11 protein-coding genes are annotated in these 14,556 nt (G+C 69.5%); 9 read left to right on the top strand and 2 right to left on the bottom strand.

Going from position 1 to position 14,556, the window contains the following annotated elements:
* The first annotated feature begins 18 nt into the window (after positions 1-18).
* From KHC28_RS08215 to KHC28_RS08185, 7 genes are all read left to right on the top strand, one after another.
* Positions 19-972: a bifunctional riboflavin kinase/FAD synthetase gene (locus KHC28_RS08215; RefSeq protein ID WP_214007851.1), complete on the top strand. Its 954-nt coding sequence runs from the start codon at positions 19-21 to the stop codon at positions 970-972.
* Positions 973-1,070: 98 nt separating this feature from the next.
* Complete coding sequence (gene ileS / locus KHC28_RS08210) at positions 1,071-4,133, top strand: isoleucine--tRNA ligase (protein WP_214007850.1); 3,063 nt, start codon at positions 1,071-1,073, stop codon at positions 4,131-4,133.
* The gene (gene lspA / locus KHC28_RS08205) at positions 4,130-4,627 is read left to right on the top strand and encodes a signal peptidase II (RefSeq protein WP_214007849.1); all 498 of its coding nucleotides are present in this window, start codon (positions 4,130-4,132) and stop codon (positions 4,625-4,627) included. The genes ileS and lspA overlap by 4 nt, the downstream gene beginning before the upstream one ends.
* A gap of 70 nt (positions 4,628-4,697) precedes the next feature.
* A complete protein-coding gene (locus KHC28_RS08200) occupies positions 4,698-5,405 on the top strand; it encodes a hypothetical protein (protein ID WP_246564512.1) in 708 nt (235 codons plus the stop codon).
* 338 nt (positions 5,406-5,743) lie between these two features.
* A complete protein-coding gene (locus KHC28_RS08195) occupies positions 5,744-7,108 on the top strand; it encodes a M16 family metallopeptidase (RefSeq protein WP_214007848.1) in 1,365 nt (454 codons plus the stop codon).
* A 104-nt stretch (positions 7,109-7,212) separates the two neighbouring features.
* Entirely contained in the window at positions 7,213-8,559 is a 1,347-nt protein-coding gene (locus KHC28_RS08190) for a M16 family metallopeptidase (RefSeq protein ID WP_214008172.1), read from the top strand.
* 276 nt (positions 8,560-8,835) lie between these two features.
* Positions 8,836-9,930 (top strand): hypothetical protein, encoded by a 1,095-nt coding sequence (locus tag KHC28_RS08185; protein WP_214007847.1) that lies wholly within the window; start codon positions 8,836-8,838, stop codon positions 9,928-9,930.
* A gap of 75 nt (positions 9,931-10,005) precedes the next feature.
* On the opposite strand, the gene KHC28_RS08180 is transcribed toward KHC28_RS08185, so the two are convergent.
* Positions 10,006-11,319: a DUF3422 family protein gene (locus KHC28_RS08180; protein WP_214008171.1), complete on the bottom strand. Its 1,314-nt coding sequence runs from the start codon at positions 11,317-11,319 to the stop codon at positions 10,006-10,008.
* A 320-nt stretch (positions 11,320-11,639) separates the two neighbouring features.
* On the opposite strand from KHC28_RS08180, the gene KHC28_RS08175 reads away from it, so the two are divergent.
* On the top strand, positions 11,640-12,389 hold the full coding sequence (locus KHC28_RS08175; RefSeq protein ID WP_246564510.1) for a hypothetical protein: 750 nt from the start codon (positions 11,640-11,642) through the stop codon (positions 12,387-12,389).
* Here KHC28_RS08175 and KHC28_RS08170 read toward each other — a convergent pair.
* On the bottom strand, positions 12,382-12,789 hold the full coding sequence (locus KHC28_RS08170) for a hypothetical protein (protein WP_214007846.1): 408 nt from the start codon (positions 12,787-12,789) through the stop codon (positions 12,382-12,384). The genes KHC28_RS08175 and KHC28_RS08170 overlap by 8 nt on opposite strands.
* A 215-nt stretch (positions 12,790-13,004) precedes the next feature.
* On the opposite strand from KHC28_RS08170, the gene KHC28_RS08165 reads away from it, so the two are divergent.
* Positions 13,005-14,549 carry an FAD-linked oxidase C-terminal domain-containing protein gene (locus KHC28_RS08165; RefSeq protein ID WP_214007845.1) on the top strand — a complete coding sequence of 515 codons (1,545 nt, stop codon included), beginning with the start codon at positions 13,005-13,007 and terminating at the stop codon, positions 14,547-14,549.
* The last annotated feature ends 7 nt before the right edge of the window (positions 14,550-14,556 follow it).

The raw sequence follows: 14,556 nt of genomic DNA, 5'->3' as shown, positions 1-14,556 counted from the left end.
TCCGACGGTGTTGCCCCGATGAGCGCTTCCCCCGCCCCCCCTCCCTTCATCGTGCTACGCGGCGGCGACGCCGTACCGGCCGCCCTCGCCCATCCGGTGGTGGCGATCGGCAATTTCGACGGCGTGCATCGCGGCCATCGCGCGGTGATCGGCGAGGCGGTGCGGCGGGCGCATGCCGCCGGCAAGCCGGCGGTGGCGCTGACCTTCGAGCCGCATCCGCGCGCCTATTTCCGTCCCAACGAGCCGATGTTCCGCCTGACGCCAGAGCCGATGAAGCTCGGCCTGCTCGCCTCGACCGGGCTCGACGGGGCAGCGGTGCTTGCCTTCGACGCACTGCTGGCGGCGAAGGATGCCGAGAGCTTCGTCACCGAGATCCTGGTCGACTGGCTCGGCGTCGCCTGCGTGGTGGCCGGCTTCGACTTCCATTTCGGCCGGGCGCGCGGCGGCTCGCCGGCCTTCCTGCGCGAGGCGGGCGCGCGCCACGGCTTCTCGGTGGAGATCGTGCCGCCGCTGCTCGACGACGGCGCGCAGATCTCCTCCAGCGCGATCCGCGCCGCCCTCGCGCAGGGCCGCGTCGAGCAGGCCGCGCACATGCTGGGCGCGCCCTTCACCATCGAGGCGGAGGTGATCCATGGCGACAAGCGCGGCCGCGAGCTCGGCTATCCCACCGCCAATATGCGCCTCGACCCGACCATCGAGCTCGCGCACGGCATCTATGCCGTGACGGTGGAGATCGACGGGGTGGCGCGGCCGGCGGTGGCGAGCTTCGGCCGCCGCCCGACCTTCGACGACGGCGCGCCACGGCTGGAGACCTTCGTGTTCGACTGGTCCGGCGACCTCTATGGCCGCAAGCTGAAGGTGGCGTTCCACGCCTATCTGCGCCCCGAACTGAAATTCGACGGCATCGAGCCGTTGATCGTCCAGATGGACGAGGACAGCCGCCGCGCCCGCGCCATCCTCGGCGCCGGCTGAGGCGGTCGCCTCGCAGGGCACCTTAAGTACGGTTGCAAACCCTTGCACCACCTCGCCGCTGCGCTTACACCGTGCCCGACAGCGTGAGGAGCCGGTCCATGACGAACCGTAACAGCGAAGGCCGCGAGCCGAAGACGCCCGACACCGAGGGCGGCGAGGCGCACGACTACTCGTCGACGCTGTTCCTGCCGCAGACCGATTTCCCGATGCGCGCCGGGCTGCCGCAGCGCGAGCCGGAATTCCTCGCCCGCTGGGAAGAGATCGGCCTCTATCGCCGCCAGCGCGAGGCCGGCACCGGCAAGCCGCGCTTCGTGCTGCATGACGGCCCGCCCTATGCCAATGGCAACATCCATATCGGCCACGCGCTGAACAAGATCCTCAAGGACGTGGTGGTGCGCTCGCAGGGCGCGCTCGGCCACGATTCCAACTACGTGCCGGGCTGGGACTGCCACGGTCTGCCAATCGAGTGGAAGATCGAGGAGCAGTACCGCGCCAAGGGCCGCGACAAGGACGAGGTGCCGGTCGTCGAGTTCCGCCAGGAATGCCGCGCCTTCGCGCAGGGCTGGATCGACGTGCAGCGCGCCGAGTTCAAGCGGCTCGGCGTCGGCGGTGACTGGGATCATCCCTATGTCACCATGAGCTACGACGCCGAGGCGCAGATCGCCCGCGAGATCATGAAGTTCGCCGCGAACGGCCTGCTCTATCGCGGCTCCAAGCCGGTGATGTGGTCGGTGGTGGAGCGCACCGCGCTCGCCGAGGCCGAGGTCGAGTATCACGACCACACCTCGACGACGATCTATGTGAAGTTCCCGGTCACCGGCTATCGCAAGAGCGCGGCGACCGCGGGCGGCCTGCCCAAGGGGCTCGACCCGGCCGACAAGGCCGCCGACATCCATCTGTTCCCCTCCTATGAGGGTGCCTCGGTGGTGATCTGGACCACCACGCCCTGGACCATCCCCGGCAACCGCGCCATTTCGTTCTCGAAGAACGTCACCTATGCCGTCTACGAGGTGACGGAAGCGGCGTCCGACAACTGGGCCAAGGTCGGCGAGCATTTCATCCTCGCCGACAAGCTGGCGGCCGAGGTGTTCAAGGCCGCGCGCGTCACCGGCTATGAGCGCCACAAGGAGGTCGACCCGACCCATCTCGTCTGCGCGCATCCGCTGCGCGGCGTCGAGGGCACCAACGGCTATTTCGACTTCGGCGTGCCGGTGGTGGCCGGCGACTATGTCACCGACGAGGCCGGTACCGGCTTCGTGCACATCGCGCCGGGGCACGGTGCCGACGACTTCAATCTCTACATCGCCGAGAAGCTCGGCGAGGTGCCGCACACGGTCGGGCCGGACGGCTATTATTACGACCATGTGGCGCTGTTCGCCGGCCATCGGGTGATGGACGACAAGGGCAAGGACGGCGACGCCAACGAACTCGTCATCAAGACGCTGGCCGCCGCCGGCAAGCTGATGGCGCGCGGGCGCATCAAGCACAGCTATCCGCACAGCTGGCGCTCCAAGGCGCCGATCATCTTCCGCAACACGCCGCAATGGTTCATCGCGATGGACAAGGACATCGCGGCGGCGGACGGCTCGGCGACCGCCGGCGACACGCTGCGGGCGCGGGCGCTCGGCGGCATCGCCGGCGTCGACTGGGTGCCGGCCTCCGGCGAGAACCGCATCAACGGCATGATCGAGAACCGCCCGGACTGGGTGGTGTCGCGCCAGCGCGCCTGGGGCGTGCCGATCGCCGTCTTCGTCAAGGACAAGGGCGACGGCACCGTCGAGATCCTGCGCGACGACAAGGTGAATGCGCGCATCGCCGAGGCCTTCGCCGCCGAGGGCGCCGACGCCTGGTACAAGGATGGCGCCACCCAGCGCTTCCTCGGCACCGACTACAGCGCCAATGAATGGCACAAGGTCGACGACATCCTCGACGTCTGGTTCGATTCGGGTTCGACGCACGCCTTCACGCTGGAGGTGCGCGACGACCTCAAGGTCGACCGCGCCTTCAATGGCGGGCCGGACCGGGTGATGTATCTCGAGGGTTCGGACCAGCATCGCGGCTGGTTCCATTCCTCGCTTTTGGAGAGCTGCGGCACCCGCGCGCGGCCGCCCTATGACGTGGTGCTGACCCATGGCTTCGTGCTCGACGAGCAGGGCCGCAAGATGTCGAAGTCGATCGGCAACGTGGTCGCCCCGCAGGAGGTGATCAAGTCCTCCGGCGCCGACATCCTCCGCCTGTGGGTGTGCGCCTCCGACTATTCCGACGATCTGCGCATCGGCGCGGAGATCCTCAAGACCACGGTCGAGACCTATCGCAAGCTGCGCAACACGCTGCGCTGGCTGCTCGGCTCGCTGCACCATTACCGCGAGAGCGAGCGCGTCGCCTATGTCGACATGCCGGCGCTGGAGCGCATGGTGCTGCACCGGCTGCATGAACTCGACAAGGTGGTGCGCGAATCCTATGCCGGCTTCGATTTCAAGCGGGTGAACGCGGCGCTGACCCAGTTCATGACCGCCGAGCTGTCGGCGTTCTATTTCGACGTGCGCAAGGACGCGCTCTATTGCGACCCGATCTCCTCGGTGACGCGCCGCGCCTGCCTGACCGTGCTCGACGAGGTGTTCCGCCGGCTGGTGATCTGGCTGGCGCCGATCCTGCCCTTCACCGCGGAGGAGACCTGGCTCGCCCGGTTCCCGTCGCAGGACGGCTCGGTGCATCTGGAGACCTTCCCCGACACGCCGGCCAAGTGGCGCGACGCGACGCTGGCCGACGAGTGGCGCAAGATCCGCCTGGTGCGCCGGGTGGTGCTCGGCGCGCTGGAGATCGAGCGCGCCGCCAAGCGGATCGGCTCCTCGCTGGAGGCGGCGCCGGTGATCCATGTCGCGGACGCCAACCTGTTCGCGGCGGTCAGCGCCGTCGACCTCGCCGAGGTGTGCATCACCTCCGACGCGCATCTGATGCCGGATGAGGGGCCGAAGGACGCCTTCCGCCTCGACGACGTGCCGGGCGTCGCGGTGGTGCCGGCCAAGGCGGAAGGGCACAAATGCGCCCGTTCCTGGAAGATCTCGCCGCTAGTCGGCACCGATCCGGACTATCCGGACGTCACCCCGCGCGACGCGCAGGCGCTGCGCGAGCGCGCCACCGGCCGGCGGGCCGCCGAATGAGGCTGCGCCTCACCGGCCCGCTCACCCGGACCGGCGCGCTCTACGCGCTGCTGGCGCTGGTCGTCGACCAGGCGTCGAAGCTCGCGGTGCTCCACGGCGTCGATTTCGGCGACGACGGCAAGGTGACGGTGCTGCCGTTCCTCGACTTCGTGCGGGCGTGGAACACCGGCATCAGCTACGGTATGTTCGCCGGCGGCGCCGATGGCTGGTGGCTGCTGGGCGGGCTGAAGATCGCCGCCGCGGTGCTGTTCTGGTTCTGGCTGGCGCGCACCGAGCGGCGCGTCGAGGCGGTGGCGCTCGGGCTCCTGATCGGCGGCGCGCTCGGCAACGCCATCGACCGGGTGGCCTATGGCGCGGTGTTCGACTTCGTGTCGCTGCACGCCTTCGGCTTCTACTGGTACGTGTTCAATCTGTCGGACGTCGCCATTGTTGCCGGCGTGGCGCTGCTTTTGTATGACTCCTTCTTCGGCGGCGCCCAAAAAACGCCGTCCTGACGTGGAAACTGCGTGCGCGCCCATCGACCGACCCTTCTGCGTCGGCCGGGGGTTGGCAGGAGACGACCGGATGACGACATCGACCATTGCCCCGCGCCGCGTGATCGCGCGAGGCCTTGCAGGCGGTCTTGCCATCGCCGCCGCCTTCACTTCGGGGCTGGTGGCCCTGACGCTGCTCGGCGTCGCGCCCGCCGCCGCCCAGGAAGACAATTTTACCGAGCAGATGCTCACCACCCTCGGCCTGGTGGCGCCGCCGCCGCCGGAAATCGACTATCGCGAGCGCGGCCCTCTCGTCGTGCCGCCGGGGGCCGGCGATTCGCTGCCGGCGCCGCGCGATACCGCCGCGATCACGCAGAATCCGGCCTGGCCGAAGGATTATGACGACGAGCGCAAGAAGAAAGAGCAAGCGGCGTCGAAGAAGGTGAAGAACCACGTCAACGACAACACGCAGACCCGCGCGCTCACCCCGGCCGAAATGGCCAGCACCCGCACCGGCATCCCGTCCAACAACAAGGCGAAGGGCGAGAACGCGGCGGCGCGCGAGGACTGGCTGAAGCCGAGCGGCATGGATTTCCTCGGCTGGGGCGCGAAGAAGGAAGAGAAGCCGCTGGTGTTCGCCGGCGAGCCGGACCGCGAATCGCTCACCCAGCCGCCGCCGGGCTTCCAGACCCCGGCCCCCGGCGCCACCTATGGCGTGGTCGCCGAGCGGCCGGAAGACAAGGCCTGGAACCCGCTCAACTGGTTCGACCAGGTCCAGCGCAACAAGGAGCGCAACTGAGCGCATCCCTCGCAAGGCCGGCTTCGCAGCCGGCCTTTTGCATTTCTGGCCCCTCGTGATCGGCGGCCATGCCGGGCGATCGCAATCGGCGGTCACGATGGGCGATCACGGGGGATTGACCCTCGCCGGGGTCGAACCCTTGCGGTTCCGTGCCACCCTTACGGCGATTTAACCAGCGCAAGCATGTTCTTGTCGCCCTACTCGTGCGACGCTTGCGGAACATGCTGCGGGCACGCCCGGCGCGAACCTGCCCGCCCTTCCCGTCGAACGGGGATGCGCGGGCGGCGCGGCGTACCCATATGACCCAACCGGATGCCGTTATGTCGACTGGAAAGCTGATGTCCGCTCTGTTGCTTGCCGCTGCCACCGGGGCTGCCGCCCTTGCCGCTCCCCGCCCCGCCGAGGCCGCCGAGGTGGCGCAATACACGCTCGACAACGGCATGCAGGTGGTGGTGGTGCCCGATCATCGCGCCCCGGTGGTCACGCATATGGTGTGGTACCGCGTGGGCTCCGCCGACGAGCAGCCCGGCAAGTCCGGCATCGCGCATTTCCTCGAGCACCTGATGTTCAAGGGTACCGCGACGCACCCCGCCGGCGAGTTCTCGCAGGTGGTGTCCAAGCTCGGCGGGCAGGAGAACGCCTTCACCTCCACCGACTACACCGCCTATTTCCAGCGCGTCGCCAAGGAGCACCTGAAGACGGTGATGGGCTTCGAGGCCGACCGCATGACCGGGCTGGTGCTCACCGACGAGGTGGTGCTGCCCGAGCGCGACGTGGTGCTGGAAGAGCGCCGCATGCGCACCGACAACGACCCCGGCGCGCAGCTTTCGGAAGCCGCGCAGGCGGCGATGTACACCAATCATCCCTATGGCCATCCGATCATCGGCTGGGAAGACGAGATCAAGCAGCTCAACCGCGAGGACGCGCTGGCCTTCTACAAGCGCTTCTACACGCCGAACAACGCCATTCTGGTGGTGGCCGGCGATGTCGAGCCGGAGGCGGTGAAGCAGCTCGCCGAGGAGACCTATGGCAAGGTCGCCCGCCGCGCCGAGACCGCCGAGCGGGTGCGCCCGAAGGAGCCAGTGCCGCGCGCCGAGCGGCGCCTCACCCTCGCCGATGCCCGCGTCGGCCAGCCGAGCCTGTCGCGCGCCTATCTGGTGCCGGCCTATCGCAACGAGAAGAAGGACAGCGTCGCGCTCGACGTGCTGGCGCAGGTGCTGGGCGGCGGCTCGACCAGCCGGCTCTATCGCGAGCTGGTGGTGGAGCAGGGCCTCGCCGCCGGCGCCGGCGCCTGGTACCAGTCGACGGCGCTCGACGATACCCGCTTCGGCGTCTCCGCCACGCCGCGCCCGGACGTCGACATGGCCAAGCTCGAAACCGCGATGGACGCGGTGATCGCCAAGCTGGCCGCCGACGGGCCGGAGGCCGCCGAGCTGGAGCGCGCCAAGACCCGCCTTGTCGCCGAGGCGATCTACGCCCAGGACAACCAGGCGACGCTGGCGCGCATCTATGGCGCCGCGCTCGCCACCGGCACCACCGTCGACGACGTCAGGAACTGGCCGGACGAGGTGAAGCAGGTGACCGCCGACGAGGTGAAGGAGGTGGCGCGGCGCTATCTCGTTCCCGCGCGGGCGGTGACCAGCGAGCTGCTGCCCGCCCGCGACGCGGCCGCCGCCCCGGCCAGCCCGGAGAAGCGCTCGTGAGCGCCGCCGTCCGCGCGCCGCGCGGCTTCGCCGCCCTGCTTTCGACCGACGGCCTTGCCGCCCTTGTTCCGTCCGCCCGCAACCTCGCCGCAGGCCTCATTGCCATGACCGCCCTCGTTTCCCTCGCCCCGCCCGCCTCCGCCCAGTCCGAGACCACCCGCATCCAGCGCGTGGTGAGCCCCGGCGGCATCGAGGCCTGGCTGGTGCACGACACCACGCTGCCGCTGGTGGCGATGGAGATCGCCTTTATCGGCGGCGGCGCGCAGGACCCCGCCGACAAGCCGGGCGTCGCCAGCCTCGCCGCCTCGCTGCTCGATGAGGGCGCCGGAGACCTCGACGCCCGCGCCTTCCAGGACAGGATGGCCGAGAAGGCGATCGAGCTGCGCTTCGACGCCTCCCGCGACATGGTCGGCGGCTCGCTGCGCACCCTGTCGGAGAATGTCGGGCCGGCCTTCGAGCTGATGAAGCTCGCGGTGAACGCGCCGCGCTTCGACGACGAAGCGGTGGAGCGCATCCGCCAGGGCCAGCTCGCCGGCCTGCGCCGTCGCGCCAACGACCCCTCGACGCAGGCGAGCCTCGCCTGGTCGGCGAAGGCGTTCCCGAATCATCCCTATGGCCGGCCGCTGTCCGGCACGCTGGAGAGCGTGCCCGCCATCACCCGCGGCGACCTCGCTGCTTTCGCGAAACGCACGCTGGCCCGCGACAACCTCAAGATCGCCGTGGTCGGCGACATCACCCCCGAGCAGCTCGCCCCGGCGCTCGACCAGATGTTCGGCGCGCTGCCGGCCAAGGCCGAGCTGACGCCGGTGCCGGACGCGGTGCCGCAGGGCCTCGGCGCCGTGGAGGTGAAGACCCTCGACGTGCCGCAGACCTCGATGGTGTTCGGCGGCATCGGGCTGAAGCGCAACGATCCCGACTTCATCCCCGCCTTCGTGCTCAACCACATGCTGGGCGGCTCGGCCTTCTCCTCGCGGCTGTTCAAGGAAGTGCGCGAGAAGCGCGGCCTCGCCTATTCGGTCTATAGCCACCTCGCGCCGCTCGACCATGCCGGGCTGATCCTCGGCGGCACCGCCACCAAGAACGAGCGGGCCGGCGAGACGGTGGATCTCATCCGCGCCGAATATCTGAAGCTGCTGACCGATGGGCCGAGCGAAGAAGAGCTCGCCGATGCCAAGAGCTACCTGATCGGCTCCTTCGCGCTGCGCTTCGACTCATCTGCCAAGGTGGCCTCGCAGCTCTTGCAGATCCAGATCGACGATCTCGGCATCGACTATATCGACCGGCGCAACGAGCTGGTGGCGGCGGTGACGCTCGACGACATCAAGCGCGTCGCCGGCCGGTTCCGCGAGAACCCGGCGCTGCTGTTCAGCCTGGTCGGCAAGCCGGAAGGGCTCGCCAATGCCGGTGCCGTGCCGGTGAAGGGCGCGCCGAATGGCGGTTCGGGCGGCTGAGCGCTCATCCCCGGTTCCCCCGCGCGGCCTTGCTTTGCTATAAGAGCGGCCGCACTGGAGCTTCCACCGGACGGGCCTTGCGGCCCGATCGGTGGAAAGCGCTCTGGATTCAACGAACTGGAGCATGTTCTCGCCGCAAAGGCCGTTCAGCTTTCGCGGTGGATGCTCTTTTGGGATCGGCGGATGACGCGAAAAAAGCGCGGTATGGCGGCCATGGCGGCGGCGCCTCCTGCGTTGCGGGCGGGCGTCACGCCGGGAGGACAGGGGAACGTGCCTATGCGTGAAGGCGTTTTCGGCATCGCGGGGATGACGGGTTCCGCACGCCGCCTCATCATCGTGCCGGCTCTCGGGCTGCTGCTGGCGGGTTGCGCCGGCGGCCTCGGCGGCGGCGGCAATGAGGGGCCGATGGGCGGCGGCAATACCGACGGCCAGGGCGGTTTCGGCTCGACCATGGAGACCACCACCGTCGCCCCGACCGCCGGCTCGCCCTCCGGGCCGACCGCCGTCGGCCGCGCCGCGCCGGCCGCACCCGCTTTGCCGGCTCCGGTGACCGCCGCGCGCGGCACCGGCTCGGCGCAGACCGTGGTGGCCGGCTCTGGCAGCCTCGGCGCCAATTCAAGCGCCGGCGTCAATCCCGACGACTATAGCTGCCCCGGCGTGCAGGTGCGCGGTGGTGCCGCCAGCTGGCAGGTCACCGATAGCGGCGCCGAGGGCGGCGTCCGCTACCAGGCCAATCTCGGCGCCTTCTCGCGCGAGTGCCATTTCGCCCGCCCGGACATGAACATGCGTGTCGGCATCCAGGGCCGCGTGCTGCTTGGCGCCAAGGGCGGCCCCGGCAAGGTGACGGTGCCGCTGCGTCTCGCCGTGGTCGAGGAAGGCCCGACGCCGAAGCCGGTTTGGACCAAGCTCTACGCGGTGCCGGTGGAGATCGGCCAGGGCGTGATGCAGGTGGATTTCGGCCTGGTCGCCGACGACGTCACCTTCCCGCTGCCGACGCCGGAGGCGCTGGAGCGCTACGTCGTCTATGTCGGCTTCGATTCGCAGGCCGGCGCGGCCGAGGCGCGGCGCACCACCCGTCCGCGCCCGGCGGCCCAGGCCCGGCCGGCCCAGCAGCCGGCGCAGCCGCGCCCGGCTCAGGCGAGCCCCGCCGCGGCGCCCGCCGCCGCCGCCGCGACCACGCCGGCACGGGTCACGCCGGCCCCTGCCGCGACCGCTCCCGCCGCCACTGCGCCGGCGGCCTCCGCCTCCTCGCCGATGATCGGCGCGCCGCAGACCAGCCCGGCCCCGGCGGCGTCCTCCTCGGCTTCGTCGAGCGGCGGGACGCAGTGGATCGGCGCGCCGGCTCCCTCGACCGGCGGCTTCTCGCAATAGCGGAAGCGGCGCCCGCTTGCCGTCCATCCGAGCCCGTCGCCCTCACCGGCGGCGGGCTTCGTGCTTTTGCGGAGCTCAGCCTTCGTCGAAATGGCCGCGACGGATGCGCCGCACCACCATCCAGATCGCCAGCACCACGAAGGGGACGGCCAGCGCGGTGGCGATGCCGACATCGTAGTGCAGGCCGGCATGCTCGGCGGCGGCGTGCAGCCCCTCCAGCACATGGTGCAGCAGGCTGACTACGTAATAGGAGATCGCCGCCACCGACAGACCCTCGACGGTCTGCTGCAGGCGCAGCTGCATGCGGGCGCGCTTGTTCATCGAGGAGAGCAGGTCGCGATTCTGCTGCTCCAGCTCGACGTCGACGCGGGTGCGCAGCAGATTGGCGGCGCTGGTGAGCTTGAGCGACAGGTTGGCCTGCCGCTGCTCGGTGGTCTCGCAGGTGCGCATCGCCGGCTGCAGCCGACGGGCGAGGAATTGCTGCCAGGTCGGGAAGCCGGCGATCGGCCGCTCGCCGATGGTGCGCAGGCGCAGGCCGACGATCTCGTCATAGGCACGGCTGGCGCCGAAGCGGAACAGCGAGGCGGCGGCGTCGGCCTCCACTTCTGCGGCGAGCGAGGTGAGCTCGTCGAGCAGCTTGTGATTGGCGGCGAGACCCTCGGTGTTCTTCATCTCGGTGGTGACCGCCCGCAGCCGCTCCTCGACGCGGGCGATGGCGGGCGCGAGGCGCATCGCCTCCGGCAGGCCGAGCAAAGCGAGGGTGCGGTAGGTCTCGATCTCCAGCACCCGCTGCACGAGGGCGCCGGCGGCATCCGGCGTCATGCCGCGGTCGCGCACCAGGATGCGCACGAAGCCGGCGACATCCGGCTGGAAGTCGGTGGCGATCTCGGCGAAGCCATCCTCGACATCCGAGCGCGCGAGGCTGGCGCGGTCGAACAGCCGTTCGAGGCTGAGCGAATCGGCGGTGTCGGTGGTCAGGTGCAGGTCGACCGCCACCAGCAGCGGCCCCGGCTGCGGCAAATGCGCCAGCGACGCCATCAGGCTCGCCGAGGACGGATGGAAGGGCAAGCCGCCCTCGACGATGTCCTCCGCCGGCAATTCCCAGGTGTAGGTGGTGAACTCGGCATGGCGCTCCCAGCGCACATGCACGCCGCCGAAGGTGGTGCGGTGCTGCTTGGCCTGCTTAGAAGGCGCCGGCTGGCCGCGCGCGGCGCACAGCGCGGCGAAGGCGTCGCGGTCGGCGCGGGCTTCGTCGCGGTTCACCAGGAAGGCGAGGTGAAGCAGCCGCGCCGGCGTTGCCACCGGCACGAAGGGGCGAGCATGCAGTTCCGCCAGCACCCTGGCGCGCAGCGGATGGTCGCGGAACGGCGACAGCCCCGAGGCCGGCATCGCGGGTGATGCGCCGGATGGCGGGCTTGCCGGGTCATCGGATGCGCCGGACACGGTGACATCGGCCATGACGAACCTCCCTGAAGCGCCGCGGGCGCCATCGCGCGGAACTTTACCCCGGCCGCAGCGGTTGCACGGAGGCGATGGCAAGGCAAGGCCGCTTCGGCCCGTCAGGGTGCGAAACCGGGTCGCGGGACGGGCTTCTGTGACACGGATGCATTAACGGCCGGGCAATGCCGATCGCGTTAGGAATTTTCGATTGCATTGCCAAATGTGGCGGATGCATGAAAGTTGTGCTGGGTCGGCTTGGGAATCGAAACATGACATTGCTTGCGCGTATTTGGGGTCTGTGCGTCGTCCTCGTTCTCGCCCTCGCAATGTCGTCACCCGCCGGTGCCCAGACCGCCGCCCAGCCGGATGCCAAGCCGCGTGTCTATCTGCTGCGCGGGCTCGCCAACATCTTCTCGCTCGGCATGGACGATCTCGCCAAGAAGCTGAACGCGCGCGGCATCAAGGCCACCGTGCATTCCTACGCCGACTGGCAGGCGGTGTCGGCCGCCGCGGTCGCCGAGGCCAAGGCCGGCAAGCGCCGCCCCTCGCCGGTGGTGATCGTCGGCCACTCGCTCGGCGCCGACGCCGCGGTCTATATGGGCAACAAGGTGAGCGGCGAGGGCGTGCCGGTGCCGCTGGTCGTCACCTTCGACCCGGTGACGCCGACCACCGCCTCGGCCTCCATCGGCAAGGTGGTGAACTATTACGTCGCCTCGGGCTCCGGCAAGCCGGTCGCCGGCCCCAAGGTGCAGAACATCAACATGGGCGGCAACGACAAGATCGGCCATTTCAACATCGACAAATTGGCCGAGCTGCACGAGCAGGTCATCGGCATGATCGACCGCCCGGCCCCGCGCCCGCGCCGGCCCCGCCCGGTGGCGCCGGCCGCGCCGATCGCCACCACGCCGCCGGCGGCGGTGCCCGCCGTGGCGAGCCCGGCGACCAGCAGCGGTGCTCCGGCGACCGCGCCGGCCACCGAGACCGCCGCGGTCCCGGCCGCCGTCCGCGCGCCTAATTGACCTCGACCGACACCACCTTGAAGGTATGCATCTCGCCGTCCTCGTCGCGCAGCGAGACATATTCGCCCGGCGCGAAGGCGTGGTCGCCGAAGCGGTAGCCCGCCTCGTCATCCTCCGCCGCGCCCTGGTCGTAGTCGAACACCCAGGTCGCGCCATTGGCGCCGCCGGCGCGATGGATCAGCCGCCCTTCCTCCGGCCGCTCATTGCCCCAGAATCGGCGCACCGTGCATTCCTCGCGGGCGAGGCGCCAGGCCGCCAGGTCGATATGGCCGGTCTCGTCGAGCGGAGCGACGAATTCATAGCCGTACCGCGCGCTGCCCTCCGGAAACTCCTTCGAGCGGGCGAGATGGAGGCGGATGCGCTTCAGGGTGGCGGCAACGGCGGACGGGTGGGCGGTCATCGGACGTTTCTCCTCTCTCGCGGCATGCACAAGCATGCTCCTTCTTCTCTCCATGAGGTGATCCTCGCCTTGATCCGGCGCAAGTCACCCCATGCCATGGCGCGGCGAATTGATCGGTCTCGACCAACAGATAAGGGGCGCTGGTCTAGATTTTTTACCAGAGGCGGTGCATTGGTTCTCTAGAACGGGTCGAATGACCGTACGGGAGGATCGCCATGTCCCAGCCAGAGGGATCGGCCGCGCACGCGGCGGGGGATGTCGAGTACCACGCGCTCGTCATGCCCGAGCCCAAGCGCGACGTGCTGGCGCGGCGGGCGGCGATCATCGCCGATCTGCGCGCCATCGTGCCGGGCGAGGGGGTGATCGACACCGAGATCGAGATGCGCCCCTATGAGAGCGACGGGCTGACCGCCTACAGGCAGCTGCCGCTCGCCGTGGTGCTGCCCTCCACCACCGCGCAGGTGTCGAAGGTGCTGGCCTATTGCCACGCCAACGGCGTGCGGGTGGTGCCGCGCGGCGCGGGCACCTCGCTGTCGGGCGGCGCGCTGCCGCTGGAGGACGCCATCCTGCTCGGCATGGGCAAGTTCAACGCCATCCTCGACATCGACTTCGACAACCGCACCGTGACCGCCCAGCCGGGCGTGACCAATCTCGGCATCACCAATGCGGTGATGCATAACGGCTTCTATTATGCGCCCGACCCTTCCTCGCAGATCGCCTGCACCATCGGCGGCAATGTGGCGGAGAATTCCGGCGGCGTGCACTGCCTGAAATACGGCCTCACCACCAACAACGTCATGGGCGTCGAGATGGTGCTGATCACCGGCGAGGTGATGCGCCTCGGCGGCCAGCATCTCGATTCCGGCGGGCTCGACCTGCTCGGCCTGATCGTCGGCTCGGAAGGGCTCCTCGGCGTCGTCACCGAAGTGACGGTGCGCATCCTCAAGAAGCCGGAGACCGCGCGGGCGGTGCTGGTCGGCTTCCCCTCCTCGGAAGCGGCCGGCGAATGCGTCGCCTCCATCATCGCCGCCGGCATCATCCCCGGCGGCATGGAGATGATGGACAAGCTTGCCATCGAGGCGGCCGAGGCCTTCGTGAAGGTCGGCTACCCGCTCGATGTCGAGGCGCTGCTGATCGTCGAGCTGGACGGCCCGGAAGCCGAGGTGAACCACCTGATCGGCCGGGTGTCCGAGATCGCCTCGGGCCTTGGCTGCATGACGCTGCGCGCCTCCACCAGCGAGGAGGAGCGCATGGCGTTCTGGGCCGGCCGCAAGGCGGCCTTCCCGGCGGTCGGGCGGATCTCGCCGGACTATTACTGCATGGACGGCACCATCCCGAGGAAGGCGCTGCCGCGCGTGCTGTCCGGCATGATCGACATGTCGGCGAAATACGGGCTGGCCTGCGCCAACGTGTTCCATGCCGGCGACGGCAACCTGCACCCGCTGATCCTCTACGACGCCAACAAGCCGGGCGAGCTGGAGCGCGCCGAGGCGTTCGGCCGCGACATCCTGCTGCTCTGCGTCGAGGTAGGCGGCGTGCTCACCGGCGAGCACGGCGTCGGGGTGGAAAAGCGCGATCTGATGCCTTCGATGTTCGACGAGACCGATCTCGCGCACCAGCAGCGGCTGAAATGCGCCTTCGACGCCGACGGGCTGCTCAACCCTGGCAAGATGTTCCCGCAGCTGCATCGCTGCGCCGAGCTGGGGCGCATGCATATCAGCCGGGGGCAGGTGCCGTTCCCCGACATTCCGCGGTTCTGAGCGAGGA

The sequence above is a fragment of the Ancylobacter sonchi genome, assembly GCF_018390695.1.
In the GTDB taxonomy this organism is placed as follows: domain Bacteria; phylum Pseudomonadota; class Alphaproteobacteria; order Rhizobiales; family Xanthobacteraceae; genus Ancylobacter; species Ancylobacter sonchi.
The sequence above is the reverse complement of the archived record's forward strand: the minus strand, read 5'-3'. Positions and strand labels throughout refer to the sequence as shown.

Bases quoted from the DNA above. Each gene is read 5' to 3' on its own strand.
- KHC28_RS08195 (WP_214007848.1), top strand. From the start codon at position 5,744: ATGTCCGCTCTGTTGCTTGCCGCTGCCACCGGGGCTGCCGCCCTTGCC.
- KHC28_RS08190 (WP_214008172.1), top strand. From the start codon at position 7,213: ATGACCGCCCTCGTTTCCCTCGCCCCGCCCGCCTCCGCCCAGTCCGAG.
- KHC28_RS08165 (WP_214007845.1), top strand. From the start codon at position 13,005: ATGTCCCAGCCAGAGGGATCGGCCGCGCACGCGGCGGGGGATGTCGAG.
- KHC28_RS08215 (WP_214007851.1), top strand. From the start codon at position 19: ATGAGCGCTTCCCCCGCCCCCCCTCCCTTCATCGTGCTACGCGGCGGC.
- KHC28_RS08175 (WP_246564510.1), top strand. From the start codon at position 11,640: ATGACATTGCTTGCGCGTATTTGGGGTCTGTGCGTCGTCCTCGTTCTC.
- KHC28_RS08180 (WP_214008171.1), bottom strand. From the start codon at position 11,319: ATGCCGGCCTCGGGGCTGTCGCCGTTCCGCGACCATCCGCTGCGCGCC.
- lspA (WP_214007849.1), top strand. From the start codon at position 4,130: ATGAGGCTGCGCCTCACCGGCCCGCTCACCCGGACCGGCGCGCTCTAC.
- ileS (WP_214007850.1), top strand. From the start codon at position 1,071: ATGACGAACCGTAACAGCGAAGGCCGCGAGCCGAAGACGCCCGACACC.
- KHC28_RS08200 (WP_246564512.1), top strand. From the start codon at position 4,698: ATGACGACATCGACCATTGCCCCGCGCCGCGTGATCGCGCGAGGCCTT.
- KHC28_RS08185 (WP_214007847.1), top strand. From the start codon at position 8,836: ATGCGTGAAGGCGTTTTCGGCATCGCGGGGATGACGGGTTCCGCACGC.
- KHC28_RS08170 (WP_214007846.1), bottom strand. From the start codon at position 12,789: ATGACCGCCCACCCGTCCGCCGTTGCCGCCACCCTGAAGCGCATCCGC.